The organism is Bradyrhizobium sp. 61 (assembly GCF_023073075.1).
In the GTDB taxonomy this organism is placed as follows: Bacteria; Pseudomonadota; Alphaproteobacteria; order Rhizobiales; family Xanthobacteraceae; genus Bradyrhizobium; species Bradyrhizobium barranii.
This window is the reverse complement of sequence record NZ_JADPIU010000093.1, coordinates 82328-105526: the sequence shown is the minus strand read 5'-3', so window position 1 is coordinate 105526 and position 23199 is coordinate 82328. Positions and strand designations below refer to the sequence as shown.

The following is a 23199-nucleotide window of genomic DNA, read 5'->3' as shown; positions in this document are numbered from 1 at the left end:
ACCCAACGGGCGGCTTCCGATAGAAGGCAAGGTGTAGTCCGGCCGGTTACTCAATTTGAGCAGGATCAATCGGGAGCCCGGCGCGTTGAAAATTCGACGCTTCTATGCGGGCTCATGAATCGCTCCAATCCATCATGAGGGCGCAACAAAATTTCCAACAGAATCAAAATAGCTATCACATTGTGAAAGGTCAGGGGTGCGATGTGATCGGTTTGATTGGACCTGCTGACCGGCGCGAATCCACCTTCTCAGAACTCGTGGAGAGCCTCGCTGCCGCCGTGGCATTCTGGCTTTAGTCGTGCGCGGTTTCCGCTTTTGGGACAACATGGCGAGCGTGTCGGCACCCGGATGACGACGGGAAACCATGAAGGGGAGCTTGGAATGAGCTCGCAGCGAGTGTGGGGAACCGCCGCGCAACGAACCATTGCCGTCCTGGGCTCGGCGGTTTTCTTCGTGGTCGCCCCATGTACGCTGGCGGGGCTCGTTCCATGGTCGATCACGGGTTGGCAACTCCGGCCGCCGTTCCTTGGTCTGGAGCTGACGCGCGGCATCGGCGCGATAATGATTCTCGCAGGCGTGCCTGGGCTCGTTGACGCATTTGCGCGTTTCGCGCTGCAGGGTCTCGGCACCCCCGCGCCCATCGCGCCGACCCGGAATCTCGTGGTGACCGGTCTCTACCGTTATGTATGTAATCCAATATACGTCGCGGTCGTTGCCATCATCCTGGGTCAAGCGGTGCTGATGGGCGATTGGCGCCTCATCGTCTACGGCGCGCTGTTGTGGCTCGCCTTCCACGTCTTCGTCGTGGCGTACGAAGAACCCACGCTCGAGCGGACGTTTGGGAGAGAGTACGAGGCGTTCCGCGCCGCCGTCCCGCGCTGGATACCGCGGATGACCCCATGGCGGTCGGAATGATCGGTGGCCCGCGGTTGTGCGAGCCTAACGCGTTACTGCGGGAGTGTCGCGCATTTCCGGAACAGGAGAGACAACGGCGCCACACCGAAGAAACCCTTCGATATTCTGCAGCAGGAGCTTGGTCGAGACGGTGTGCACTTCCGGTGCGAACGCCGCCACATGCGGCGTAAGGATCACATTGCTGAGTTCCCTCAATGCCGACGGGATCGACGGTTCCTCCTCAAAGACATCCAGCGCCGCACCCGCGATCCCACCGGCCTTCAGCCTTCGTACAAGCGCATCGGTATCCACGAGACTTCCGCGGCTGACGTTGACCAGAAAGCCGTTCGGCCCCAATGCCGACAGCACTTCATCATCGATGATATGGAATGTATCCGTACCGCCAGGCGCAGCTACGATGAGGCAGTCCACATCTCTCGCCAGGTCGACGACGGAGGAATAATACCGCCAACTAAACTCCGGCTTTTCGCTGCGGGAATGATAGCCAATGTCCATGTCGAAGGCCTCCAGCCTCCGCGCGATGCGCTGCCCGATCGCTCCGAGGCCGATCACGCCCGCGCGCTTGCCAGTCGGGATCGGACGCGGCCCAAGATTGCCGCGCCAGAGATCCTGCTTTGCCACCATGTTGAACATGTAGATGTTGCGCATGATCGCGAGCAGTATCGCCACCGCATGATCGGCGACCGCGGAAGCGTTCGCCCCGGCGCCATGGGTCACGATCACACCGCGTCGGCGTGCAGCCGGAATGTCGACATTCTCGTATCCGGTGCCAATGCAACAGATCAGCGACAGGTTCGGCATCATGCGAATCTCGTCCTCCGATGCACCGGCGAAGCCAGTCGTCACCAGGACCTTTGCCTTCGCCAGGACCTCCCCGCTCACAGGCGGCCGGCCGGCCATCATGTCGTGGATGCTGTACCTCCCCCTCAAGACCTCGCGATATTCCCGCGCCTCAATTTTGAACACCACGTCGTTGAGTAGCGAAGAATCCATTGCTTCCGTCCTGTTGTCATGGGCGCCGGACGACACTGCCGCCGCTTCGGCTGCTTCACGTGACCTTGTTGCATAAGCCCCCAGCCTGAGCGCACTTACGCATGCCGCGATGATCGCGCCGCCCGCGCCGAAGAAGAGGCAGATCGAGGGCGCGCCGTTCGGGCCGAACTCCGTGAGCATGATCGCGACGATGGCGGCCCCGAGCGACTGCCCGACCAGCCGCGCCGAATTCAGGCTGCCGCTGGCCGCCCCGCTCCTCGCCGGAGGCGCGGCGCTGATCAGCGCCCAGTTGTTGGGTGACTGGAACAGGCCGAAACCGACACCGCAGACGGCCATGCTGCAAGCGATGCGGATGGGTGACGCACCAACCTCCAGAACCGCCAGCGAGGCGAGGCCGGCCGCAAGCAACAACAGTCCGCCGGTGCAGAGCTGCGCGGCCGAAAAGCGATCGACCAGATTTCCGGCTACCAACGCGGTGACGATAACCGCCGCGGGCCATGGCGTAGTCAGCAGACCGATGACGGCCGGATCATGATAGCCAATATGCTCGATGAAAAACGGCAGAACCAGGATAGCCGACATCTGCGCGATGAAGGAGCAGATCGACGTCAGCACCGCCATTCGGAAGAGCGGCAGCCGGATCAGATCGATCGGAAGGAGCGGCGTCGGCTTCTGCCCCTCGCGCTGCAGATATGCCCACCAGAACAGCACCGTGCCGAAGACCAAAGCGGCCATCAACCACCAGGACTGCTCGTGACCAAACCCGTTGAACGTGAACAGCAGCAGGCCGAACGCGGCCGAATAGAGAAAAGCGCCGCCAAGATCGAAAGACCGCGCGAACACCGGGGTCTTGGGAATCGAATAGAGCGCGACCAGAAACGCGATGATGCCGGTCGGAACGTTGACCGCAAACAGACCATGCCAGCCGAAATATTTGATGATCAACGACCCGACGGGCGCACCCGCGGTAAAGGCAGAAGCTGCCACGAACGAATTGATGCCGATGCCCTTGCCGAGCTCGTGCTTGGGATAGACGAACCTGATGAGCGCGATGTTGACGCTCAGGATGCCCGCGGCGCCGAGCCCCTGCATGCACCTCGCCAACATTATGGTCAGGAAGCTGTTGGACGCGGCCACCGCGGCCGACGAGATGGTGAACAGCGTCAATCCGCAGAGATAGACCCGGCGATAGCCGAAGATCTCGCCGAGATTCGAGAGCGGCAGCAGCGTCACCGCAAGTGCGATCTGGTAGATGCTCACCAGCCAGATCGCGCTTGCCGGCGGGATGTTCAGGTCGCGCGCGACCGCCGGGACGGCGACATTGACCATGCTGTTGTCGAGGCTGCTCATGGTCACCGCCAGCGTGATCGTGGCGATCGACAAATACCTGAGCGGCGTGGGTACCCCATCGCTGAGATCCACGCGATTCATCCAACCCGGCGTCACTTTTCTTGTCTTTCGTATCTTTGCCGCTAGCGATCAGGAGTCGAGCACGATCCGCGCGCGGTCCGCAGACCAGCTCGCGATCACGTCGGTGCCAGCCGTGAGGCTCGGCACCAGCCGCGCGGCTTCCGTTCCGGAGAGATTGGACAGCAGAATCGCGCCGTCACGCATCTTCATGTGCACGTGGGTGGTCTGGCCCTTGAACACGACGTGCTCGACCGTGGCAATGATCTCGTTCAAGCCAGGGGTCTCGCTGGGCGTGGCCACCCGGAGCATCACGGACTCCGGTCGGATCGAGAGAAGCCGTTCGCCGTCACTCACGCCGGTCTCGGACACCAGCGCCTCAGTTCCGCACGCCATACGCATTTTCGTACCTGTCGAATCTGCCGCGACAACAGACCCCTGAATGAAGTTGGAGAAGCCGATAAAGCTCGCTACAAACCGGCTGACAGGGCCGTCATAAACTTCCTTGGGCGTCCCGACCTGCTCGAGCCGCCCTCCCCGCATCACCACGACACGGTCAGCCATGGTCATGGCCTCCTCCTGATCGTGGGTTACGAGCACGGCGGTGATGCCGAGACGCTGCTGGATCTGGCGAAGCTCGAACTGCATGTTCTCGCGCAAATTCTTGTCCAGCGCGCCCATGGGTTCGTCGAGCAGCAGCAGCGCCGGCTCGATCACCACGGCCCTTGCCAACGCGACCCGCTGTTGCTGTCCTCCGGACAGTTCCGACGGAAGTCGGTCCGCATATTCGCTGAGCCGCACCATGGCGAGCGCCGTGTCGACCTTCTGACGCAATTCCGATTGCCGCAGACGCCGCATCTGCAATCCGAAAGCAACGTTTTGCGCGACCGTCATATGCGGGAACAGCGCATAATTTTGAAACAGCATCCCGATGTTCCGCCTGTGCACGGGCACATGGGTGATGCGGGATCCTCCGATCAGCACCTCGCCGGACGTCGGCTGCACCAAGCCTGCGATCATCCGCAGGGTCGTCGTCTTCCCGCATCCACTCGGACCTAGCAGCGCCACCAACTCCCCGGCCGCGATCCGCAGCGTCACATTATCTACCGCAGTGGACTCGCCAAAGGTCTTGACGAGGCCGGACAGCGCCAGATCGGTTGATGGCGGTCGCATGGCTCAGGCTCCAAAGGTCTGGTTGTACTTCTCGATGATCGCGCCGCGCTGCGGGTTGATCTTCTCCCAGTCGAGCAGGATCAGGTTCTTGACCCGGTCCTCGCCATACGGGATCGCCGCGGCGACCTCCTTCTTCAGGTCAACGTTCTTGATCGAGGGAGCGCCATACGTCTCTTCCGCCAGGATTTTCTGGACCTCGGGTGACAGGAGACGATTGATGAAGGCCGCGCCGAGATCGGGCTCTGGCGCGCCCTTGACGAGGGTGACGCAATTCACGCCGGCAAACGATCCCTCCTTCGGGCGCGACTGCACGATCGGCGCACCCTTGAGGATGTAGGGCTGAACGACCTTGGAGAAATCCGGACCGCCCGCGTCCGCCTGTCCCTGCGCCGCCTGCAACAACGCGGCGCCCGTCGTATCGTAGACGGTCTGGACGTTCGGCTTCAGCTCCGCCATCTTCGCCCAGCCCTTGTCCAGCTCATACTGGGCTTCCAGGATCGGCTTCCCCGTCGCGAGCGAGGCGGCCAGGACGAGCAGCTGCACGCTCTGCGACTGCTTTGGCGTGATCAGCATGAAGCGCCCCTTGAACCGGTCGCTCCACATGTCGGTCCAGCTCTCGATCGGAGGTGACAGCGAGCTCACATACCAGGGCGAAATCTCCGAGATCGCGAACGCGACGCCATGGTCGTCGTTGTAGATGAAGCGCGAGAACGCGTTCTCCAGGTTAGGGATCTTATCCCGCGGCAGCTTGTCGATCAGGCCCTCCCCCTTGGCGATCGGAATACCGAGATCGTCCATCATCATGACGGAATAGTTGGGGTTGGCCTTCTGCGTCCTGAGAATCGCGATGTTGCCGAGCGTGACGTTTTCGGTCTGAAACACCTTGCAGTCGAAATCCGCCTGGAATTTTGGGATGACCTTCTCCTTGATGACCTGCCCCTGGATCGAGGTGTAGGTGCCAATGAAGAGGCTTTTGCCGGCCGCCCATGCGTTCTTCACGAAGAAATTCGGGCTCGCGAGGCCGACAGCTGCCGCGCCCAACAGCGTGCGACGCGAGACCGGACGGATGATCTTATTTGTCATGGCTCATACCCCTTTTGATCAGACACCCATTGCACGTCGAAGTCCGACGATCTTTTCCAGGCCAACGACGGCCAGAATTCCGGTGAGAATCATCAAGCTCGACGTCGCGGCAATCGACGGGTCGAAGATCCTCGTAAGGCTGTCATGCAGATAGACAGGCAGCGGCATATATTCGGCATCACCGAGCCACATCGAAATCGGATAATCGTCGAACGAAATCATGAAGGCGAACAGGCAGCCAGCCGCGATGCCGGGGATGAGCTGCGGCACGGTCACCCGCAGGAAGGCACGCACGGGCGATGCACCGAGCGTGAGCGCTGCTTCCTCGAGGGTCCGGTCGACCAGCTCGAGGCTCACCGTGATGGTGCGAACGACATAGGGCAGCGTGACCAGAATGTGGCCGACGAGCAGATTGATGCTCGCATCGCGCATCTTGGCCTGCGAGAACAGTTTCAGAAGGGCGAGGCCGGTGATCAGGATCGGCAGGATCATCGGCGACAGCAGCATCGTCCGGATCACGCTCGCACTCGGCACCTTCCAGCGATCCAGCGCGTAGGCCGCGGGAAGGCCCAGGCACAGCGAAATCGTCGTCGCGCCGAGGGCGATGAGAATGCTGACGACGAAGGAATGCCGGAAGGCGGCGTCAGACAGCACCTTGCCATACCAAGCGAAAGTAAAGCCCTTTGGCGGAAAGGTCGCGAAGTTGAGCTCCGACACCGACAGCGCCACGATAACCAGGAGCGGCGCAACGATGAACAACAGGATCGCCATCGCCGCCGTATAGGTGACGAAGCCGCCCCCACGGGAAAGCCTGCCGGTCGTCATCTGTGACCTCCCGGCCGCCTGTTTCGTGTCAACAGCCCGATGATCCAGGTCGATGCCGCATTCGAGCAAAGCGCGATCGCGACCATCACCGAGGCGATCGCGCCGGTCATGGGCCAATCGAACACCGTCATGGCCTGCTGCTCCAGCAATATCCCGAGCATCGAGGCATTGGTGCCGCCGAGCATTTGCGGCGTCACGAACGACGACGCCGTCAGCGCGAACACGATGGTGACGCCGGCGGTGAGTCCGGGCACGCTGAGCGGCAGGGTGACACGCAGGAACGTCCGCCAGGCCGGCGCGCCCAGCATGCGGGCCGCCTCGACGAGAGACGGATTAATACGAGCCAGCGACGTTGCAATCGGAAGCACGATCAGCGGCAGGAACACATGCACGGAAGCGATGATCACCGCCCATTCCGTGTACATCAGCTTGATCGTTGGGGGATTCCGGCTCAGCGAAGCGAGCAGCCAGTTCAGCACGCCGGCCTTGTTGTTGCCGAGCAGGAGCTGCCAGCCATAGCAACGCACGATCACGCTGACGACGAGCGGCGCGACCACCAGGATCATCGTCAGACGGCTTAGCGACGGCCGGCCATAGGCGATGACCATGGCCAGCGGGTACGCCAACACGATCGAGATGAGCGAGGTCCAGACCGAGATGCTCAGAGTTCGCAGCACGACCTTCTGGTAGGCGGGGCTGAACAGCAGCCGATCGTAGTTGGCGAAGGTCACGGGCAAACCGATATCGCCAGAGCCGGATTGCGTCAGGACGCTCGCGCTCAGAAGCGATAACGAGGGAACGATGAGGAATATGAGCAGGAAGCCGAGCGCCGGGAGCAACAGGGTCGTCCCGATCGAAACCCGCAGCGCCTTGCGGCCCCGGTGCGGCTGCGCATTAGCCATGCTCTGGTCTGCGGTCGATGCCAGCGTCATAGGCTGCGCTCCGTCGTCCCGGCGGCTCGCTGTCGCAACAATTTCTCCAGGAAGTGAATATCGATCCCGCCGCGGACGAAATCGGCATCGTCGAGGACCACCTGGTGCAACTCGCTATTGGTGCTGACGCCCTCGACACGAAACTGGCCGAGTGCGGCCTTGAGGCGTTCGATGCATTGCGTCCGGTCGTCGGCGCGGACGATCAGCTTGCCGATCAGCGAGTCGTAATAGCTGGGCACGATCGCGCCGGGGCGCATGTGGCTGTCCATGCGGATGCCCTCGCCCGTTGGCACCTCCCAGCCTGTTACCGTTCCTGCTGACGGAACGGACTCGAAGGGGCGTTCGGCATTGATGCGACATTCGATGGCGTGTCCCGTGAACCCGATGTCCTTCTGGCGAAGGCCGAGCGTCAGGCCTCCAGCGACCTTGATCTGCTCGTAGACGATGTCCACGCCCGAGATCTCCTCGGTCACGGGATGCTCGACCTGGACACGAGTGTTCATCTCGATGAAAGCGAAAGCGCCGTCCTGGTAGAGGAACTCGAAGGTCCCTACGCCGCGGTAGCCGAGCTCGCGGCACACGCCGGCGCAGCGCTGGCCCAGTTCCGCAATCAGCACACGATCGATGCCGACGGCGGGCGCCTCCTCGATCACCTTCTGATGCCGCCGCTGCACCGAGCAGTCCCGCTCGCCGAGCCAGATGCAATTGCCGAACTCGTCGCAGAGCACCTGGATCTCGATATGCCGGGGGCGCTCGAGGAATTTTTCGATGTAGAGGTTTCCGTCACCAAAGGCCTTTGCCGCAACCGTGCGCGTGCTGGAGATGGCGGGCGCGAGCTCGGACTTGCTCCGAACGATACTGATGCCGCGGCCGCCGCCCCCGCCAGCAGCCTTCACGATCACGGGATAGCCGATCTTGTCGGCGATAGCCTCGCAAGCCACCATGTCCGCGGGCAGTGCGCCGTCACTGCCGGGAACGCAGGGGATGCCCGCGCGCAGCATGGCTTCTTTTGCCGCGATCTTGTCGCCCATCAGCCGGATCGACTGGGAGCTGGGGCCGATCAAGGTCAGGCCGGCGGCTTCGACCGCTTCCGCGAAGTCGCCGTTCTCCGATAGGAATCCGTAGCCCGGGTGAATCGCTTCCGCGCCGGTCGCTTCCGCCGCGAGCAGAATGGCGCCGATGTCCAGATAGCTCGCGGCGGCCGCGGCAGGACCGATGCACACCGCCCGATCGGCAAGTTCGAGGTAGCTAGCGCCGCGGTCAGCCTCCGAATGGATGGCGACCGTTCTCAAGCCCAACCGCTTGCAGGCGCGGATGATGCGCAAAGCGATCTCTCCGCGGTTGGCTATGAGAACGGTCTTGAACCGCATCGCAATGGGCTCCGCTGTCAGTTCGCCAGTTCCGTCAAGGGGACGATCTTGCCGCCACCCTTCTCGACAGTGGCGCGAACCGCCTTGGCGATCTCGAGCGCGCCAGCGGTGTCGCTGTGAACGAGCACGCAGGCCGCGTCCATCTTGATGCGCTTGCCGGACATCGCCGTGATCGTGCTGTCGTTCATGAACTGGTCGATGCGCTGAACGACCACCGCAAGAGCGGTGATCATTGCGCCCGGAAGCTTGCGGCTGACGAGATGACCTTCGTCGTCGTAGGCGCGGTCGGCAAAAATCTTGCCGACGGTCCTCAAGCCCAGCTTGCGCGCGTATTGCATCGCGCTGCCGTTGGGCTGAAGGGCAACGATCAGGTTCTTGTCGAAGGCTGCAAAGACGTCGAGCATCAGCTCGCGATATTCGGCATTGCGCTTGGACATGTCGCCGAGCGCGCCGTGAGAACTCGCATGCGTCACCTCATAGCCGCCGACCTTGGCGATCGCCGCGAGCGCGCCGAGCTGATACAGCGCGTGCTTCTGCCAGTCCCGCGGATTGATATCCATCGCAACGCGGCCGAAGCCGAGCAGATCCGGTAATCCCGCATGCGCACCGAGCGCGACCTTGTTTTCCTTTGCGGCTTCCGTCATGCGCGTCATGATCACGGCGTCGCCGGCATGGTAGCCGCAGGCAACGTTGGCAGACGAGATCACCTTCATCAGGGCCTCGTCGTCCCCACTCTTCCAGCGGCCAAAGCCTTCGCCCAGGTCGGAATTGAGATCAATCTTCATGATGTTTCACTCCATGGCATCAGACGGCCTCGCCACGCTTCAGAAGGAACAACGGGCGCGCGTGATCGACAACGTCACCCGGACTGGCCAGCCGCTTTACGATCGCACCTGTGAATGGCGCGACGACGGGCCGGTAGATCCTGCCGCTCTGAATCAGAGCGACGCATTCGCCTTCCTGCCTGGTCTCACCGATTGCCACGAAATCTCCGGACATCGCCGGATGCCTCGCAACAAACGTGCCAACTCCCGGTGACAGGATCTCAACCAGGCCGGCTTCAGCATGTGTTGAAGGCGCCAGACCATCATGAGCATCTGCGTTGACGATCGGCTCGAACGAGAGCTTGATGGTCCCGTCAGGGCTCGACAGCTCGAACGTGTCGATCCCATGCCTGCGCATCAGGTCGACAACTGCCGTGATCCTGTGCAGCTTCTCGCTCATCGCGTCACCTGCATTCGGCAATAGCTGCTGAAGCGCGCGACGTCGTCGAGGTACCGCGACACCTGTTTCCGCGCGTGGCCGGCGTCATCGAGCGACACCAGCGAGAAGCGCAGCTTGCGGCCCGGCGTTGATTGCGCCAGACGCCACAAGTCGGACTGAAGGATATAAGCGATCTTGGGATATCCGCCGGCCGAATTGCCATCCGCCAGTTGCACGATCGGTTGCCCAGATGGTGGCACCTGGACCACGCCCTGAACGATCGCCTGCGACCGCATCTCGGTCGGATCCGGTCGCGTCAGTGTCGGGCCCGCGAGCCGATACCCCATGCGGTTGCTCTGCGCGGTGACCGTCCAGGACGCCGTTTTGAAGGCTTTGAGCGAGGCGTCATCGAATTGAGGCGCCTCGGATGCGAGGATGACGCGCAGGACGACATCGCTGTCCGCGGCCCAATCATGCAAATTCGGTTCGATTGCGGCCTCAGGCGGCTCGATGCCGAAGCCAAAGGGGTCCCGGAAGCGACACGGCGCATGCGGCCCCGCGGCAAGAACATCGCCCGCACTCAGCGGTTTTCCCGACAGCCCGCCGAACCCATCGCGCATCTGCGTGCTGCGGGAGCCGAGCACCTCCGGCACATTGATGCCTCCACCGACGCAGAGATAAGTGCGCGCACCGCGCAGGGGCGCGGAGAGCTTCAAGGTCTGCCCTGCCTTCACCGGCAGCACCCACCAGGGCGGAATGGCCTTGCCGTCCAACGTCGCTACGCAGTCAGCGCCAGTCAGCGCAATGGCCCCGTCCTCGCGAAGGCGGATGGTCACGGGAAACAGCTGGAACTCGACGCCCGCTGCGCCTGGCGCGTTTCCGAGCGCGCGATTTCCGGCCGCCAGAGCCAGACGATCCATCGCGCCGGCGGTGCCGATGCCATAGCGCCGGTAGCCGAACCGCCCGAGATCCTGGACCGTATTGAGCGGAGCTGTTTGAGAGATTTCGATCATCGCTCGATCCGCTCCACGCGAAAGCGAACGCGATCGCCCAGCGACACGATGCTCATCGGATCGCGTGCAAGATCGAACGGCTCCGGCACATCGTGTGCCCGTCCAATGACGTACCATCCGGTCGGCGAGACGTCCGCGCCGTTCGGTTTCCTTGGCACCCCCAGCATCGCCTGCGCCCCGGCAAGCGAGACCACACCGCCCACTTTTCGCATCACCGGAATATTCCGGCGCGGAATGAAAAGACGACGGTTGAGCCCGAACAGGTATCCGAAGCCGGGACCAGTGCCAGGCGCGAAGATCGTGTACTCCGCGTCTGAGTGCAATTGGACGACGTCCTCGATGTCGATGCCGTGATGCCGGGCGACATCGGGCAGGTCGAGCCCACCCTCGCCGCCATAGATGACGCCGACTTCAAGCAACTTGCCCTTCCGGGCAACGCTTCGACACTCCTTCCAAGCGCGAAGCAGCCTGTCCGCGCTTTCGACTAGATCGCTCTCATCCGGATTGAGCAGCACCAGCAGGCTGTTCATGCCCGGCTGCGTATCCAGCACGCCTGGCCATTCAAGGACGCGGTCGTTCAGCGCCCAGATTCGCTCCTGGGTCGGCAGCGCCAAATCACCTTCTGCCTCAAGCAGCAATCCCTGGTCACCGCAATGCGTGACCCGCGGCTCGGCGAGAACGTTGATCCTGCCGCTCAAACGCGCTCTCCCGTGCGGGAGAGCCCGACGGTCATGAGCGCCTGTCCGACAGAGACGTCGGCGGCGTTCTCGACGTGGATCTGCACGATCGTCCCGTCAATCGGCGAGACGACCGGCATGAATACCTTCATCGCCTCGAGAATGCCGATCTGCTGATCTTTCGTGACCTTCGCGCCGATTTCGACGAACGGTTTCTCGCTGGGCGCGGGCGCGCGGTGAAACACGCCGTGCATGAAGGCGGGAACAACTTCTTCGGCCTTCGTCGTCGCGAGCGGTGCACCGGTCAGCGCGTTTGATGGCGCCGGAGCGGACGTGCTTGCGGCGGGCGAGACGATCGCGAGCCCTGCCGAGGCGTCCCGTCGAAGCTTGACGCTGACGTCGCCGTCCCTGAACTCGAACTCCGTCGCGCCCGACCTGTTGAAGAGATCGATGACGCCTTCGAGGAAGCTGATCGATGGGACGGTCATGGTGCTTCCCTCGGTTACCTCAGAGCCGAAATCGCCGAGGTGATGCGGCGGCAGGCCTCTTCAAGTCGCTCGAGCGATGTGGCAATCGAAATCCGGAAGTGAGGCGAGAGACCGTAGGCCCCGCCGTTGACGACCATGACCTTTGCGTATTCGACCAGGAATTCGGCAACATCCGTGTCGGCGGCTAAGACCTTACCGTCCGGGGTGCGGCGACCCAGCAGATCCGCGCAGCCGACGAAGAGATAGAAGGCGCCCTGCGGACGGCTGCAAGAAAGACCAGGCACCCAGTTCAGCATGGAAATGACGCGGTCACGCCGGGCCTGGAACGCGGCGGAGCGCTCCAGGAGGAATTCCTGCGGCCCCGTCAGGGCTGCCGCTGCGGCCGCCTGGCTGATCGACGAGCTGCTGCCAAGTGATTGAGACTGAACACGCCGCATCGATTCGATCAGCTCGACCGGTCCGCCGGCGAATCCGGTCCGCCAGCCGGTCATGGCGTAGGCTTTCGACACGCCGTTGATGGTCAGCGTCCGGCTCTTGAGATCGGGTGCAATGGCCGCAAAGCTGTGAAACTTGAGTCCGTCGAAAATGATGTGCTCGTAGATCTCGTCGGTCATCACATGCAGGCGCGGATGGCGCCGGACCACCTCAGCCAGTGCCTCGAGCTCTTCCTTGCTGCAGATCGCGCCGGTCGGGTTGTTCGGCGAGTTGAGGAGAAGCCATTTCGTTCTCGGCGTGATCGCCTTCTCCAGGCTCTCGGCGTCGAGCTTGTAACCATTGTTGTGCGAGCAGCTGACGACGACCGGCGTGCCGCCGACCAGCACCGTCATGTCGGTGTACGACACCCAGTGTGGCGCCGGCACGATCACTTCATCGCCGGCGTCGAGGCTTGCCATCAAGGCCAGAAACACGACGTTCTTGGCTCCCGAGCTCGCAAGGATCTCGTTAGGCGCATATTCAATGTTGTTGTCGCGCACAAATTTCGTCGCGATCGCGCGCTTGAGCTGGACAGTTCCGTCCGACGAGGTGTAGCGCGTCTGGCCGCCGCGCATCGCTGCGATCGCGGCTTCGATGACATGATCGGGCGTATCGAAATCCGGCTCGCCGGTCGCAAGCGAAATCAGGTCCACACCCGCCGAAATCAACTCGCGCGCTTTTCGTGATGCAGCTTCCGAGGCGGATGCTTTGACGCGAGACAGGCGAGCGGCAGTGACTTGCATAAGACAGCTCCGGGATTCGTCGCCTTCACGAAGGCGCCGACAAGATCTCCTCCCGTGCCGTTTCCTGCTCTGATATCGCGGTCACTTCGTTGTGGCTCGCCATGACGAAATGATGCATCGTTCGCGCGCCGGACCGCCAATTTATTCATTCCGTCATGCGATAAGTTCCTGCTAACACCCTGCTTCGATGCGACACATCCGCCTAAAAGAGGATCATCCTCTGCCTAATCTTCGACACGTGCGCCTATTGACGCTCGTCTCTGAAGGGTTGAGCCTGCGCAAGGCCGCACAGCGTCTGCGGCTGAGCCAACCTGCTGTGACGCTTGGGCTTCGTGCGCTCGAGGAGCACTATGGCGTGCACCTGTTCGAGCGCCGCGCAACCGGGCTGGTCGAGACGGAGTTTGGCGCAGCGCTGGTCAGACGCGCAGGGCGCTGTATTTTTTACCTCACGCGCGCGTTGTCGAAATTCTGCCCGGATCCGGACCGGCCTTCGGTCGCGCGCCTGGAACGCCTGCTCAATCTGTTGACAGTGTCACAGGTCCGCGCGCTGACGGCGATGGACGAGTTTGACGGCTTTCGCAATGCCGCCGAACACATCGGCCTGAGCGTTCCGTCGGTCCATCGCGCCATCGGCGGGCTCGAAGCTGTCCTCGGAGCCAAGCTGGTTCATCGGCAGAAATACGGCGGCTCACTCAACGATCTCGGCCACGAGATCGCGATCCTGTTCAGCCTGGCGCTACGAGAGCTTCGCTTTGCGAAAGCCGACATGAGCGCGCTCAATGGGCAGCTCCGAGGCACGATCGCGGTCGGCTGCGTTCGCGTCTCGGCATCCGTGCTCCTGCCGGCCACCATCCAGAAATGCGTCCATGCATTTCCCGGCATCAGCTTCGTGGTCGAGCAGGATCATTACGAAGACATGCTCGAGCATCTGCGCGCGGGGCGCCTGGATTACCTGTGCACCACCGTACGGCCTGACATTCCGCGCGAGTTCAAGTCCGAGAAGCTGTTTGCGAGCGAGCTGTGTGTCGTTTGCGGACCTGACCATCCATTGGCCCGCGAAACCCACCTCGATGGAAAGACGCTTGCATCATATCCCTGGATCGGTGCCCAGCCTGGCACCGGCGCGGCCGCAAGGATGGCGACGATGTTCGAGCTCGAGGGCATGGCCCCGCCGCCTGCGGCGGTGACGACGCTGGAATTCTCGCTCGTTCGCTCGTTACTGTTTCAGACCAACTTCCTTGCGCTCACCACCCGCAGTACCCATGGGATCGACGATGCCCTGACCGGCCTCTGTATCCTCCCAAAGGCAGTGCCCAACTCGCACCGCGATGTCTGGCTGTTGTCGCGACGCGATCTGGAGCCAACAGCGATCCAGGCCGAGTTTGTACGGATCCTGCGCGCAACTGTGCATGAAACTCAGTTGCAGCCGGACGCCGCCGTCGGATCTCCCTGACAAAACGGCCCAGCGGTCGCACTTCGTCTCTAACGAGGAACGTCAACCACGCGCTCCAGCTTCTGCAAGCAACGTGTCGCACGGACCACAGCCGGCATGTCTTCGTCCGGAAAATTCGTCTTCCAGTCGGTAACGCCGACCTCGCCGACGTAGAGGTTGCCCGTGGAATCCAGCGCGATGCCGTGCGGCGCCAGGAATTTTCCGCTCGCAAGACCGGGGCCGTCCTCGCCGCCGAGCCGCGCGATGCGCTGGCCCTTGGCGTCCACGAATGACAGTCGGGGGCCGAGATTGGGGACCTTGCGATTGACGGGCAGGGCGGGCCCAAGTTCACCGACGATGAAGTTCGGCTGCTTGCCGCCACAGCAACAGAGCGCGCAAGGGCGGTGCAAATTGTTCCACTGCGTCTCGTACCTGCCGTTACCGTCGAACACCTGCACGCGGTGGTTTTCGCGGTCGGCGACATAGACGAAGCCGTCGGCGTCCGTCGCGATATTGTGAACGATGTTGAACTGGCCGGGATCGGTGCCGGGTCCGCCCCAGCTCTTGATCAGCTTGCCATCGGGCGTGAATTTATGAACACGCGCGTTGCCGTAGCCGTCCGAGACGTAGATCTCGCCCTTCGGGGACAGCGCCGTGTGGGTGCAGCGGTGGAAGGGATCGCCGCTCATGAACGGCGAAGGTTTTTCGGGGACCCCGATCGTCAGCAGCACCTTGCCGTCGGTCGTGCATTTGCGCACCGTATGGTCGCCGTCGTCGGTGCAATAGAGATTGTCGTCGGCGTCAATGTGCAGGCCGTGGGCGCGGGAGAACAGCCCCTCACCCCAGCTCCGCAGGAAATTGCCGTCGCGGTCGAGCACCACCATCGGATGGGCGCCGCGATTGAAGACGTAGATGCGGTCCTTACTGTCGACCGCGACGGAGGCAACGTCGGTGAGCTGCCAGCCATCCGGCAGCTTCGCCCAATTGTCGGCGACGTGGTACCGATGCTCACCCGAGCCGAGAATGGCCGCCACTGAATTTCCTGTCATTGCGCGCTTGCGTGTGACCGCTCAGGCGAAGGTACAGCCCTTGGACTCCAGCACCTTGCCGATGCCGGACAGCTCGAGAATATCCTCGCCGGCCTTGAGCGCTTTCATCACGGCGGCTTCCTTGTCCTCGCGCGCCGCCGACTTGACGCAGACGTCGGCAATGTTCTCCTTGGGCACAATCACGACGCCGTCGTCATCGGCGCTCACGATATCGCCGGGACGAACAGCAATCCCGCCGATCACGATGGGCTGGTTGATGGTGCCGAGCGTCTCCTTGACCGTGCCCTTCATGCAGAGGCCGTAGGAGAAGACATTGAAGCCGGTGTCGCGCACGGCCGGACCGTCGCGAACACCGGCATCCGTGACCAGGCCAACGATGCCCTTGGCGACGCAGGCCGTCGAGAGCACCTCACCAAAGCCGCCCTGCTCGGGATGATCACCTGCACTTGCCACGAGCACATCGCCCGGCTTGGCCAGCGAAATCGCGGTAATGAGCATCATGTTGTCGCCCGGATGGCAGCTGACCGTCAACGCCGGTCCGCAGGCGCGCATGCCGGGATAGATGGGCTTGATGCGGGAGGTCAGCGCACCCGACCGCCCCTGCGCCTCGTGCAAAGTGGACGGAGGAAACTGCTTGATGCGATCGACAAGTCCGGCGGCTGGCCGATCGAATGTCCTGATCACGTGCACCATGGCAACCTCCTTGCGGACCGATCTCCGTTACACCTCCATAATCAACCGCCCTAGGGCGGCAAATTCGTATTTCAGGATTGCCGCATCGCGTTTCGTTATAGGTCGCCCGCATCACTGCGTATCGCGATCAATGCTCTTCCTGGGATGCCGGGGCGAGAGGTCGCCGGAAGAGCCCGCCCGACGAGCCGCCCCACGTCTCGCCGATGATCTCCAGCAGCACCTTGTAGACGGCAAAGGCCGCGTCCGACAAAGCCGCATTGTCCGAAATGCAGAGTGACATTTGCAGCGACGCGGCCCGCGCATCGATCCGCCGGATGCTGAGCTGGTCCTGGTTCGGCAGCGCATTCGCGATGGAGAGGGGCAGCACGGTCGCGCCCATTCCGGCCGCAATCGCGGACGAAAGGGTCGACTGTGAATGGATCTCCGCGACAATGCGCGGACGAAGCCCAACCTCGGCGCAGACCCGCTCGACCGCCTGCCGCAGGAAGGATTCCCGATACGGTAGAATGAGGTCGCATTGCGCGACCTCGGCCGCGGAGGCGCTGTCCGACTGCGGCTGCTCCGCCAACATGCTGCGCGGCACGACGAGAAAGAACGGCTCCTGCATGAGCGGCTTGTAGTCGAGGCCGGTCACCGGTCGATCGCCGTAGAGAACGGCCATGTCCAGACTGCCTTTCAGCATCATCTCGCTCAGCACGATCCCGAAACTGTCGTAGATGTGCAGCACGATGCCGGGAAAACGTGCACGGACCTGCATCAGCAATGGCGTCGCAAGCACGGTCGCCGAGCTGAGCGGCGCCAGGCCGATCGTGACGTTGCCAGTCAGCTCCGGCTTGTTGTCCAGAATGGTACGGCGGGCCTCTTCGATCTGCCGCTGGATGGACTTGGCGTAGCGATAGAGGATTCGTCCAGCCTCGGTCGGCTTGACCCCGCGTGCGCTGCGATCGAGCAGCTTGCACTTGAAGTCTGCCTCCAGGCTCGCAATGTGCTGGCTCAGGGCCGGCTGCGCGACATTCAGCACCTTCGCCGCGCTCGTCATGCTGCCGAGATCCACGACCTTGATGAAGGCCTCCAAACGTTTCGTGTCCAATACGGCGCCTCCGGATATCCAGACAGGGAGCTATGCACCAGCGATAGGCTGAAGCTATGGGATCAGAAGGAAATGTTCTTACCATCTGGAACCGGCAGGGCCTATAGGTAGCTCTGACCACGTCCGCCGCTCGCGTTGCAGCCGACGCCATTTGGGGGCTGGACGGTAGCAGAGGAGCCCTCGCGGATGGGATTTTCGGACTATCGAACGGCCTTGGTGACGGGTGCATCCTCGGGGATCGGAGCGGCGACGGTGCGCCGCCTGCGTGCGGAAGGGCTCGAAGTCTACGCCGTAGCGCGCGACGCGAGCCGTCTGACTGCCCTCTCCGCGGAGACCGGATGCCGGTCCTGCGCCGTTGATATCAGCGATTTGGATGCGCTTGCGGCCTTGGCGAAGTCGGCCGAGTTCGACGTTCTCATCAACAATGCCGGCCAGTCCCGCCGCGGCAATATCCTGGACACGACGTCCGAGGATGTCGATGCGCTGATCGACGTCAATCTGCGCGCGGTCCTGCATCTGACGCGGCTGGTCGTGCCCGGCATGGCGCGCCGCGACCGTGGCCATGTCGTCAACATCTCCTCCATCGCGGGCCACTACGCATTCGCCGGCGGAAACACCGTGTATCACGCGACGAAGGCGGGCATTCACTCGCTGTCACAGCAATTGCGCGTTGACCTTTTCGGCACGCGAGTTCGCGTCACCGAGATATCGCCGGCGCGGGTCGAGACCGAAGTCTTCGGGCGACTGCTGGGTGACTTGGCCGAGGCCAAGCGCCGCTTCTTCGACGATTATGATGCGCTTCAGCCGGAGGACATCGCCAATTCGATCGCATTCGCAGTTGGATCGCCGGCGCGCATGAATGTCGCGTTCATGGAGGTCTTGCCGACCCAGCAGGTGGTGGGCGGGCTTAATTTCGCACAGAGGGGCCCACGGCCGGCAGAGTGATGCATGAACGCCCCGACCCCGACATGGCGTCAACGCGGAGCCTGACTGTGGACCTCCCCAAGATCGAACAACTCGTGGATCTCGTCGCGCGCTCCGCCGTCGCGGAGCTGGAACTGACGCAGGACGGCACCCGCATCCGCATCCTCAAGCGTTCGCCCGCGGGAGCGCCTCCAGTTCAGGCCCAGCCTGCAACCGAATACAACGCGCAAGCTCCCATCCCCGATCGGCAAAGCAGCCCTCAGCCCGAGCTCACTGCCTCGGCCAGCATCGACATTGTCGTGCCATCGCCGATGCACGGCGTATTCTACCGGGCCGCCGCACCTGACGAACCGCCGCTGGTGGAGGTCGGCGCGCGGATCGAGGCCGGGCAAAAAATCTGCATCATCGAGGCGATGAAGACCTTCATCGACATCACGGCCGAGGCGCCGGGAACCGTGCTTGCGATCCTTGCAGAGAACGGCGGCGAGATCGAAGCGGGCCAGGCCCTGTTCCGGATCGGCCCTGTGGGTTCATCCTGATGTTCGACAAGGTCCTGATCGCAAACCGCGGCGAGATTGCACTTCGCATCCAGCGCGCCTGTCGGGCGATGGGCCTCAAGACAGTCGTCATTTACTCGGAGGCGGACAGCGACGCACGCTACGTCGCGCTCGCGGACCAAGCGCTTTGCATCGGGCCCGCGCCGGCGAGCAGCACCTATCTGAGTGCCGCGGCGATCCTGCTCGCAGCCGAGGTTAGCGGCGCAAATGCAATTCATCCAGGCTACGGCTTCCTGTCGGAAAGCGCGGAGTTCGCCGACCGGGTTGCGCGCGCCGGTCTCACCTTCATCGGCCCTCCCGCAGACTGTATCCGAACCATGGGCGACAAGGTCGCGGCCAAGCGCGCGATGCGGGCCGCCGGCGTGCCTTGCGTGCCCGGACCGGACAGCGCCCTCCCGGATGATCCGGCGGAGGTACGCGCGATTGCGCGGGACATCGGATACCCCGTGATCATCAAGGCTGCCGGTGGCGGCGGCGGGCGTGGCATGCGGATCGTGCGGAGCGAAGACGCACTGGACCAGGCACTCGCACTGACGCGCGCGGAGGCGAGCAAGGCCTTCAAGAACGCTGCGGTCTACATCGAGAAATTCCTGGAAAGACCCCGCCATATCGAGATCCAGGTGCTGTGCGACCAGCACGACAATCATCTCTGGCTCGGGGATCGCGACTGCTCGCTCCCGCGCAGGAACCAGAAGGTCGTCGAGGAAGCTCCCGCGCCCGGCATCGATCGCAAGCTGATCGAACAGGTGGGCGCAAGCTGCATCGAAGCCTGCCGGCGGATCGGCTATCGCGGCGCCGGCACTTTCGAATTTCTCTACGAGGACGGACAGTTCTTCTTCATCGAGATGAACACGCGCGTGCAGGTCGAGCATCCCGTCACCGAAGTGACGACCGGGATCGATATCGTCAAGGAGCAGATCCGAATCGCACAGGGCCAGCCGCTGGGGATCTCGCAAGCCGAAATTGCACGTGTCGGGCATGCCGTGGAGTTCCGCATCAACGCCGAGGACCCCGCCAATTTCGCGCCCTCGCCTGGCACGGTGACGCGCTGGGACGTTCCCGGCGGCATCGGCGTCCGCGTCGATTCGCATATCACGGCCGGCGCCAGCGTGCCGAGTCACTACGACTCCCTGATCGGCAAGTTGATCGTCCATGGCAGCACCCGCGACGAGGCACTGGCGCGCGCACGCGTGGCCTTGTCCGAACTGCGCGCCGAGGGCATCCGAACCAATGTGCCGTTGCATCAGGCGATCCTTTCCGATCCTGAGTTCTGCCGCGGCGGCTACGACATCCACCATCTCGAGCACTGGATGAGCGCGCGGGTGGCTGCACAATGACGGCGTCCGAGCGACCACGGATCAGCCTGCTCGGGACATCGGCCCTGCTGTTCGAGGCCCCCGGAGCATTCGATCTGCCCCATCAGCGACGCGTCTGGGCGCTGGCGGCCACTGCATCGACATGGCCAGGAATTCGCGAGGCGATCCCCGGCATCACCAATCTGATGCTGACCTTCGAGACCCCTCCCAGCAAGCTCGACAGCCTGATTGCCGCCCTTGAAGACGGCTGGGACCAGGCGGAGGGCCTTGCGATCGGCGGCCGCGAGATCAGGCTGCCGGTCACCTATGGCGGCGAGATCGGATCATCTCTGCAATCCGTCGCCGAATATTGCGGCCTGCCGGTAGACGATATCGTGTCGATCCATGCCGCTCCGCTCTACACTGTGTTCGCACTCGGCAGCCATCCCGGTTATTGCTACCTCGGCGGCATGGACCCGCGGATCACCATGCCGCGGCGTCAGACGCCGCTGCAGCGGTCCGCCGGCGGTTCGGTGTCCATTGGTGGGTCGCAGACGGGTGTCTCCGCATCGCCCGGCCCCAGCGGCTGGCACGCCATCGGGCACACCAACTGGACATTCTTCGACCCGTCCTGGCCGATACCCGCCGCGCTGGCACCGGGCGATACCATCCGCTTTGCGATCGAACGGGTGATCCGTTGATCGAGATCCTCTCCGTCGTCGGCCCAGCCAGCGTCCAGGATCTCGGCCGCTTCGACCAATATCGCTTTGGAGTCGGCACGTCGGGCGCGATGGACGACGTCGCCTTGCGCGCCGGCAACATGCTCCTCGGCAACGACGAGAACGCCGCCGGCATCGAGATCCCGATGATGCCGTTCAAGCTCCGTTTCGACCAGGACATGGCCTTCGCGCTCACCGGCGCCGACGTCGTCGCCGAGATCACCGGACGCGCGATCCCGCCATGGTGGCGATCACAGGCCCGAGCCGGCGACGTTCTGACCATCAGGACGATGCCCCGAGGCGCGCGATGCTATCTGACCGTCGGCGGCGGTATCGACGTGCCTGCAGTGCTGGGCTCACGTAGCACGCAGCTTCGCGGAGAGTTTGGTGGGCTGCACGGACGGCCGCTCCAGCCCGGTGACATCCTGCCTTGTGCCGTGTCTGCCGCGGTCATCGGCGAGTTCGGAGTCGAGCCAACCGACATCACACTGGCGCGGCCAAACGCGGCCGACGACGAGACCATCGTCAGGGTCGTGGTTGCCGGCGAGTATGACGGCTTCGATGACGCCACGCAGGCGCTGTTCTGGTCCAGCAGCTGGAAGATCACGCCGCAGAGCAACCGCTACGGCTACCGCCTGCAAGGCCCTGCCGTGAAGCCGCGCGTACCGATCGAGAAACGCTCACATGGCATCGTCCCCGGTGTGATCCAGATTCCGCCTAACGGGCAACCCATCATCCAGATGCGAGACGCGCAGACATCCGGCGGATATCCGAAGATCGCAACCGTGATCGGAGCGGATCTCTGGCGCGTCGGACAGGCGCGGCTCGGCGGAACATTGCGGTTCGAGCAAACCGCTTACGTCAATGCGCTTGCGGCCGAGTCCGAGATGTCCGCCTATCTCGACCGGCTCCGGACCAACCTACGTCTCGTCGAGGAGATCAGAGCATGCCGATAGAGCTGACCGACATCGAGCATCTGGCCCAAATCCTCGAAAAATCCGGCGTCGACGCAATCGAGATCGAGGAGCCGGGACAATCCTTGAAGCTTGTCATCGAGACGCCCGCTGCGTCCCCGGCGCTTGGCGCCGCGGCCAGCCCTGCGGCAGACCACGCCATCATTGCAAAGGCCGATGTCGCGGGCTATTTCCTCGCAGCTCACCCCTGGCGGGACAAACCGTTCGTCGCGCCCGGCCAGCGGATCGAGGCCGGCGCAATCGTCGGCCTTGTCAAGATCGGACTGCTGTATGCGCCCGTCGTTGCACCGACCGCTGGCATCGTCGATGCCGTTGTCGCCGAGGTCGGCGCCACCGTTGGCTACGGAGCGCCGATCGTGCGCATTCACCCGCTCCCCGAGAGCATCGCGATCAATTGAGCAACACGGCCGCGGGAACGACCTCGCCGCCGCCATGCTCGATCACACGACGCACCGTGCCGGCGAGTTCGACTGATCCGGGCGTGTCGCTGTGGATCAGAATCGAGCGCGCCTCGATCTTGATCGACTTGCCCTCGATCGTCTGCACCGTTCCGCTGTCCAGGAAGCGCTTCACCCGCTCGGCCACGGCCTCGCGCGAGGTGATGACCGAATTCGGAAGCTTGCGGGACACCAGACGAGCGTGCTCGTCATAGGCGCGATCGGCTAGAAACAGTGCCAGCACCCTCAGGCCGACCTTGCGCGCGGCGCGCGCGATTTCGGCACCGGGCTGCGAGAAAACAATGAAATCGCGATTGATGGTCGCAATCGCACGCGCAGCGACATCGGCCATGTCAGGGTCCGCGTCCACCATGTTACCCATCGCCGCGTGGAAGCTGACATGGGTCACGCGATGCCCCGCATTGGTCGCGATCGCCTGCAATGCACCGATCTGGTAGACCATGTGCTTCTCGAGCTCGGCGGCATCCATCTGGATCACGCGGCGGCCAAATCCGAGCAAATCCGGGAGGCCCGGATGGGCACCAACCTCGACGCCCTTCTGCTTCGCCAGCCGGACCATGCGATCCATGATGATGGGATCGCCGGCGTGGAATCCGCACGCCACGTTGGCGGACGAGATGATGCCCATCAGCGCCTCGTCGTCGCAGATACGATAATTGCCAAAACCTTCGCCCATGTCCGAATTGATGCCGATTTTCATGCTCGTACCCTG

The 23199-nt window shown here is 63.2% G+C and carries 24 protein-coding genes; 8 read left to right on the top strand and 16 right to left on the bottom strand.

Annotated features, from left to right (window positions below):
- Positions 1-381: 381 nt before the first annotated feature.
- Complete coding sequence (locus IVB46_RS38445; RefSeq protein ID WP_247345167.1) at positions 382-915, top strand: isoprenylcysteine carboxylmethyltransferase family protein; 534 nt, start codon at positions 382-384, stop codon at positions 913-915.
- A 24-nt stretch (positions 916-939) separates the two neighbouring features.
- On the opposite strand, the gene IVB46_RS38440 is transcribed toward IVB46_RS38445, so the two are convergent.
- From IVB46_RS38440 to IVB46_RS38385, 12 genes are all read right to left on the bottom strand, one after another.
- Positions 940-3339, bottom strand: coding sequence for an MFS transporter (locus IVB46_RS38440; RefSeq protein WP_256468699.1), 2400 nt, complete (start codon positions 3337-3339; stop codon positions 940-942).
- Positions 3340-3387: 48 nt separating this feature from the next.
- On the bottom strand, positions 3388-4413 hold the full coding sequence (locus IVB46_RS38435) for an ABC transporter ATP-binding protein (protein ID WP_247345164.1): 1026 nt from the start codon (positions 4411-4413) through the stop codon (positions 3388-3390).
- A gap of 78 nt (positions 4414-4491) precedes the next feature.
- Positions 4492-5571 (bottom strand): extracellular solute-binding protein, encoded by a 1080-nt coding sequence (locus IVB46_RS38430; protein ID WP_247345161.1) that lies wholly within the window; start codon positions 5569-5571, stop codon positions 4492-4494.
- Between the two features lie 18 nt (positions 5572-5589).
- Positions 5590-6396: an ABC transporter permease gene (locus IVB46_RS38425; RefSeq protein WP_247345156.1), complete on the bottom strand. Its 807-nt coding sequence runs from the start codon at positions 6394-6396 to the stop codon at positions 5590-5592.
- Positions 6393-7328 carry an ABC transporter permease gene (locus tag IVB46_RS38420; protein ID WP_247345153.1) on the bottom strand — a complete coding sequence of 312 codons (936 nt, stop codon included), beginning with the start codon at positions 7326-7328 and terminating at the stop codon, positions 6393-6395. The genes IVB46_RS38425 and IVB46_RS38420 overlap by 4 nt, the downstream gene beginning before the upstream one ends.
- Complete coding sequence (gene accC, locus IVB46_RS38415; RefSeq protein WP_247345149.1) at positions 7325-8698, bottom strand: acetyl-CoA carboxylase biotin carboxylase subunit; 1374 nt, start codon at positions 8696-8698, stop codon at positions 7325-7327. Before accC (IVB46_RS38415) ends, IVB46_RS38420 begins: the two co-directional genes overlap by 4 nt.
- Positions 8699-8715: 17 nt before the next feature.
- The gene (locus IVB46_RS38410) at positions 8716-9483 is read right to left on the bottom strand and encodes a 5-oxoprolinase subunit PxpA (protein ID WP_247345145.1); all 768 of its coding nucleotides are present in this window, start codon (positions 9481-9483) and stop codon (positions 8716-8718) included.
- Positions 9484-9502: 19 nt separating this feature from the next.
- Positions 9503-9922, bottom strand: coding sequence for a biotin/lipoyl-containing protein (locus tag IVB46_RS38405; RefSeq protein ID WP_247345142.1), 420 nt, complete (start codon positions 9920-9922; stop codon positions 9503-9505).
- The gene (locus IVB46_RS38400) at positions 9919-10914 is read right to left on the bottom strand and encodes a biotin-dependent carboxyltransferase family protein (protein WP_247345140.1); all 996 of its coding nucleotides are present in this window, start codon (positions 10912-10914) and stop codon (positions 9919-9921) included. Before IVB46_RS38400 ends, IVB46_RS38405 begins: the two co-directional genes overlap by 4 nt.
- On the bottom strand, positions 10911-11612 hold the full coding sequence (locus tag IVB46_RS38395; protein ID WP_247345137.1) for a carboxyltransferase domain-containing protein: 702 nt from the start codon (positions 11610-11612) through the stop codon (positions 10911-10913). The genes IVB46_RS38400 and IVB46_RS38395 overlap by 4 nt, the downstream gene beginning before the upstream one ends.
- Positions 11609-12079, bottom strand: coding sequence for a biotin/lipoyl-containing protein (locus IVB46_RS38390; protein WP_247345134.1), 471 nt, complete (start codon positions 12077-12079; stop codon positions 11609-11611). Before IVB46_RS38390 ends, IVB46_RS38395 begins: the two co-directional genes overlap by 4 nt.
- Before the next feature lie 14 nt (positions 12080-12093).
- Complete coding sequence (locus tag IVB46_RS38385) at positions 12094-13296, bottom strand: aminotransferase class I/II-fold pyridoxal phosphate-dependent enzyme (protein WP_247345130.1); 1203 nt, start codon at positions 13294-13296, stop codon at positions 12094-12096.
- A 187-nt stretch (positions 13297-13483) separates the two neighbouring features.
- Here IVB46_RS38385 and IVB46_RS38380 point away from each other — a divergent pair, with 187 nt between their 5' ends.
- Positions 13484-14749, top strand: a complete 1266-nt coding sequence (locus IVB46_RS38380) for a LysR family transcriptional regulator (protein WP_256468698.1) — start codon at positions 13484-13486, stop codon at positions 14747-14749.
- A 29-nt stretch (positions 14750-14778) separates the two neighbouring features.
- On the opposite strand, the gene IVB46_RS38375 is transcribed toward IVB46_RS38380, so the two are convergent.
- From IVB46_RS38375 to IVB46_RS38365, 3 genes are all read right to left on the bottom strand, one after another.
- Positions 14779-15762 carry a peptidyl-alpha-hydroxyglycine alpha-amidating lyase family protein gene (locus IVB46_RS38375; protein ID WP_247345125.1) on the bottom strand — a complete coding sequence of 328 codons (984 nt, stop codon included), beginning with the start codon at positions 15760-15762 and terminating at the stop codon, positions 14779-14781.
- A gap of 36 nt (positions 15763-15798) precedes the next feature.
- Positions 15799-16470 carry a 4-carboxy-4-hydroxy-2-oxoadipate aldolase/oxaloacetate decarboxylase gene (locus IVB46_RS38370; RefSeq protein ID WP_247345122.1) on the bottom strand — a complete coding sequence of 224 codons (672 nt, stop codon included), beginning with the start codon at positions 16468-16470 and terminating at the stop codon, positions 15799-15801.
- A 127-nt stretch (positions 16471-16597) separates the two neighbouring features.
- The gene (locus tag IVB46_RS38365) at positions 16598-17560 is read right to left on the bottom strand and encodes a LysR substrate-binding domain-containing protein (protein ID WP_247345119.1); all 963 of its coding nucleotides are present in this window, start codon (positions 17558-17560) and stop codon (positions 16598-16600) included.
- Positions 17561-17746: 186 nt separating this feature from the next.
- On the opposite strand from IVB46_RS38365, the gene IVB46_RS38360 reads away from it, so the two are divergent.
- Genes IVB46_RS38360 through IVB46_RS38335 form a run of 6 tightly spaced genes read left to right on the top strand, consistent with a single transcriptional unit; the run spans position 17747 to position 22427 of the window.
- Positions 17747-18505, top strand: coding sequence for an SDR family oxidoreductase (locus IVB46_RS38360; protein WP_247345116.1), 759 nt, complete (start codon positions 17747-17749; stop codon positions 18503-18505).
- Positions 18505-19023: an acetyl-CoA carboxylase biotin carboxyl carrier protein gene (gene accB, locus IVB46_RS38355; RefSeq protein WP_346016158.1), complete on the top strand. Its 519-nt coding sequence runs from the start codon at positions 18505-18507 to the stop codon at positions 19021-19023. Before IVB46_RS38360 ends, accB begins: the two co-directional genes overlap by 1 nt.
- Complete coding sequence (gene accC, locus IVB46_RS38350; protein ID WP_247345108.1) at positions 19023-20378, top strand: acetyl-CoA carboxylase biotin carboxylase subunit; 1356 nt, start codon at positions 19023-19025, stop codon at positions 20376-20378. Before accB ends, accC (IVB46_RS38350) begins: the two co-directional genes overlap by 1 nt.
- Positions 20375-21037 (top strand): 5-oxoprolinase subunit PxpB, encoded by a 663-nt coding sequence (gene pxpB, locus IVB46_RS38345; protein ID WP_247345105.1) that lies wholly within the window; start codon positions 20375-20377, stop codon positions 21035-21037. The genes accC (IVB46_RS38350) and pxpB overlap by 4 nt, the downstream gene beginning before the upstream one ends.
- Positions 21034-22011, top strand: coding sequence for a biotin-dependent carboxyltransferase family protein (locus IVB46_RS38340; protein ID WP_247345102.1), 978 nt, complete (start codon positions 21034-21036; stop codon positions 22009-22011). Before pxpB ends, IVB46_RS38340 begins: the two co-directional genes overlap by 4 nt.
- Positions 22002-22427: an acetyl-CoA carboxylase biotin carboxyl carrier protein subunit gene (locus IVB46_RS38335; RefSeq protein WP_247345099.1), complete on the top strand. Its 426-nt coding sequence runs from the start codon at positions 22002-22004 to the stop codon at positions 22425-22427. The genes IVB46_RS38340 and IVB46_RS38335 overlap by 10 nt, the downstream gene beginning before the upstream one ends.
- Here the strand turns inward: IVB46_RS38335 and IVB46_RS38330 are convergent.
- Positions 22420-23187 carry a 5-oxoprolinase subunit PxpA gene (locus tag IVB46_RS38330; protein ID WP_247345097.1) on the bottom strand — a complete coding sequence of 256 codons (768 nt, stop codon included), beginning with the start codon at positions 23185-23187 and terminating at the stop codon, positions 22420-22422. The two genes, IVB46_RS38335 and IVB46_RS38330, sit on opposite strands and share 8 nt — an antisense overlap.
- Positions 23188-23199 lie beyond the last annotated feature (12 nt).